General features: G+C 72.4%; 4 protein-coding genes and 1 pseudogene. 1 reads left to right on the top strand and 4 read right to left on the bottom strand.

Features of this window, described 5'->3' with window-relative positions; translation table 11 throughout:
- From ACTIR_RS21565 to ACTIR_RS0103765, 4 genes are all read right to left on the bottom strand, one after another.
- Positions 1-943 (bottom strand): serine/threonine-protein kinase (locus tag ACTIR_RS21565; RefSeq protein ID WP_154663657.1); only part of this gene is annotated, 943 nt, incomplete at its 3' end.
- A gap of 133 nt (positions 944-1,076) precedes the next feature.
- Positions 1,077-1,283 (bottom strand): cold-shock protein, encoded by a 207-nt coding sequence (locus tag ACTIR_RS0103775; RefSeq protein WP_007027091.1) that lies wholly within the window; start codon positions 1,281-1,283, stop codon positions 1,077-1,079.
- A gap of 134 nt (positions 1,284-1,417) precedes the next feature.
- Positions 1,418-2,005 carry an AIM24 family protein gene (locus tag ACTIR_RS0103770; protein ID WP_026453271.1) on the bottom strand — a complete coding sequence of 196 codons (588 nt, stop codon included), beginning with the start codon at positions 2,003-2,005 and terminating at the stop codon, positions 1,418-1,420.
- Positions 2,006-2,008: 3 nt separating this feature from the next.
- Complete coding sequence (locus ACTIR_RS0103765) at positions 2,009-2,686, bottom strand: TIGR00266 family protein (RefSeq protein ID WP_026453270.1); 678 nt, start codon at positions 2,684-2,686, stop codon at positions 2,009-2,011.
- 75 nt (positions 2,687-2,761) lie between these two features.
- On the opposite strand from ACTIR_RS0103765, the pseudogene ACTIR_RS25160 reads away from it, so the two are divergent.
- Positions 2,762-2,936 (top strand): annotated as a pseudogene (locus ACTIR_RS25160) (gephyrin-like molybdotransferase Glp); the annotation flags it as partial.

Below are 2,936 nucleotides of genomic sequence, written 5' to 3'. Positions count from 1 at the left end.
CGGACGGTCCCGGACGGGGCCCGTCGGGCGGGGGCGGGGGTGTTCCCGGTGCGGAGCCGGACGGGCCCGGTGGGGGTGGTGCACCCGGGGACCGGGACTCCTCCCCGGCGAGCACGGCGCGGGCGGCCGCGACCAGTCCCACGCAGCTGTCGTAGCGCGCATCGGGGTCCTTGGCCATCCCCGTGCGCACGACGTCGTCGATCGCGGCAGGCACCCCGGCCACCGCGCGGACCGAGGGGACCTCCTCGGCGAGGTGTCCCTTGATCACGGCCTCCACGTCGCCGGTGAACGGCGGCTTCCCGGTCAGACAGGCGTAGAGCATGCACCCGAGCGCGTACTGGTCGGTCCGCCCGTCCAGTGGTTCGCCCCGCAGATGCTCCGGCGCGGCGTAGGTGGGGGAGCCGAGGAAGTCGCCCGCCCGGGTGCGGTGGCCCGTGGTGCCCCGTCGGGTGAGCCCGAAGTCGGCGATGTAGACGTGCTCGCGGACCGCCTCCTTGCTGGTCACCAGCACGTTCGCCGGCTTGACGTCGAGATGGACGAGGCCGCGTTCGTGCAGGGTGTCCAGCGCGTCGGCGACCTGGTCGAGCAACCCGACGGCACGCTGCGGCCCCATCCCGCCGTCCGCGATGAGGCTGGCCAGGTCCGAGCCGTCGACCAGCCGCATCGCGATGTAGAGCATGTCGTCGAGCTCGCCGAAGTCGTACAGCGGCACGATGTTCGGGTGGTCGATCGCCGAGGTGTTCCGCGCCTCGTCGACGAACCGTTCGCGGAACTCGGCGTCGGCCCCGAGGTGCTCACCGATGACCTTCAAGGCCACCTTGCGCCCCAGCCGCACGTCCGTGGCCCGGTACATCACGCTCATGCCACCCTGGCCGAGCACCCCGTCGATCCGGTAGTTACCCAGCCGCCGCCCCGTGAGGTCGGCCGACACCTCGCCTGCCACGGTCGAAGCCTAACGTCCGCGCGGTACCGGGACGTGACGTGTCCGCATCCGGCCCCCCGCGGGACGGCGCGGAGTGCCGGGAACGGACGGCGCCGGCGTCCGTCGACCGCGAACGCCGGCGCCGTCCGGCCCGCTACGACATCTTGCGGACGTCCGCGGCCTGGCTGCGGCCGTCCCGCCCGGCGGTGATCTCGAATTCCACCCGGTCACCCTCGTCGAGGGTGCGGAAACCCTCCGCCTGAATGGCGGAGTAGTGTACGAAGACATCGGGCCCCTCGGGGGAGGAGATGAACCCGTAGCCCTTTTCCGCGTTGAACCATTTGACCGTGCCGACTGCCACGGCGTCCTCCTTGTGACAAACCAACGCGCCAGAGCGCCGCCTGCCGCGTTCTCAAAGCGTCGATCACGCTACCGGAGAAACGCCGGGAGGCAATGGTCAATTCGCGGGAATCTCGGCCCGGCCGCGACGGGCGGTCACGGACGTCTGCGCGTCTGTACCAGCACCGTCGCCGGTCCGGCGACGTCCAGCGCCAGCCCCTCGCCGGTACGCACGGACTGCGGCCGGGCGGGGTCGACCGCCCGCAGCCGGACCTCGACCCCGTCCGGGTACGCGAGCAGGAACAGCGGATTCACCGTGATGACCTCCGCCGGTCCCACCTTCAGCGAATCCATTGGTCCGCGTGCGGCCAGCACCAGCGGACCGGTCCCGCTGTGGTGCCGCAGGAAACCGGAGTCGTTGCCGAACAGCGTCCGCAGGGCGGGCCACGGGTGGTCCTGTCGGACCGTCGCCGGCCGGGCGAGCACCGCGTCCCGTGCGACCGACCAGCCGGTCCGCCCGTCCAGTTCGAGCGGGTGGACGTCCCCGGCCACCTCGGGTGCGAGGTCCACCCAGCCGCCCTGGGCGGGCGCGGTGAACACGGACGCCCCCTTGCCCTCCCGGGTGTCCGCGATCCCGTAGCTCGCCGCCAGCAGCGAGTCCGCGGGGGCCTCGACGGCCTCCCCCGCGGCGAGCACGATCCGGGCCACCCCGGACGTGGGCGTGTGGCGCGTGAGGACCCGCATGGCCTACCGGGTCGGCATCCTCGCCACCAACCAGGCCAGCAGCGCGGACGGGTCCCGGGTCTGGGTCAGCACCTGGCCGGGGCCCGCGAAGTCGAAGACCAGGCCCTCGCCGCTCTTGAGCGACTGGACCATGCCGGAGGAGATCCGGCGGGTCTGGTGCTGCACGCTGTCGGCGTAGGCGACGACGTGCCCGGCGTCGACGGTGATCATCTCGCCCTGTTGCAGGGTCACCAGGTCCATCGCCCCGTAGCAGGACACGACCAGCTGGCCCTGCCCGGTGGCGTGGGACAGGAAGCCGCCCTCTCCCCCGAACAGGTTGCCGAACCCGCCCCACTTCGTGTCGAGCGTGATGCCGTGCGAGTTGGCCAGCCAGGACCCGTTGGTGACGCACCAGCCCACGCGGCCGTCCATCTCGACGATCCGGACGTCGCCGGGCAGCCCGGGGGCGACGTCCACCCACCCGCCGTTCGGGGGCGCGGTGAAGGTCGACACGAACAGCGACTCCCCGCCGAGGACCGCCCGTCCGAGCCCCTTCATCAGCCCACCCTGCGCCTGGGACTGCATCTGGACGCCGTAGCTGGTCGCGACCATCCCGCCCGCCTCGACCTGGACGGGTTCCTGCGGTGCGAGCGCGAGTCGGGCCACCGTGAACGACGGCTGGTGACGCATCTGGACCTGCACCCGGACTCCCCCTAGTTCTCTCGATCCCGATGTTGCGGCGCCACGAGTTTGGCACGACCCGCCCGGGGCGGGAGGATGGTCCACGTGATCTCCGTCGAACAGCACCGTGCCGCCGTCACCGACCTGCTCGGCGTCCGGCCGGTCGGGCACCGCCCGACGGCCGACTGCGCCGGGCTCGTGCTCGCCACGGACGTGCGGGCGGAGGTGGCGCTGCCGCCGTTCGACAACTCCGCGATGGACGGCTACGCCG

Origin of the sequence: Saccharomonospora iraqiensis subsp. iraqiensis (assembly GCF_000430445.1) — a bacterium.
Lineage (GTDB): Bacteria > Actinomycetota > Actinomycetes > Mycobacteriales > Pseudonocardiaceae > Saccharomonospora > Saccharomonospora iraqiensis.
The sequence above is the reverse complement of the archived record's forward strand: the minus strand, read 5'-3'. Positions and strand labels throughout refer to the sequence as shown.

Coding starts and splice junctions, on each gene's coding strand:
- ACTIR_RS0103770 (WP_026453271.1), bottom strand. CDS start 2,005: ATGCGGGTCCTCACGCGCCACACGCCCACGTCCGGGGTGGCCCGGATC.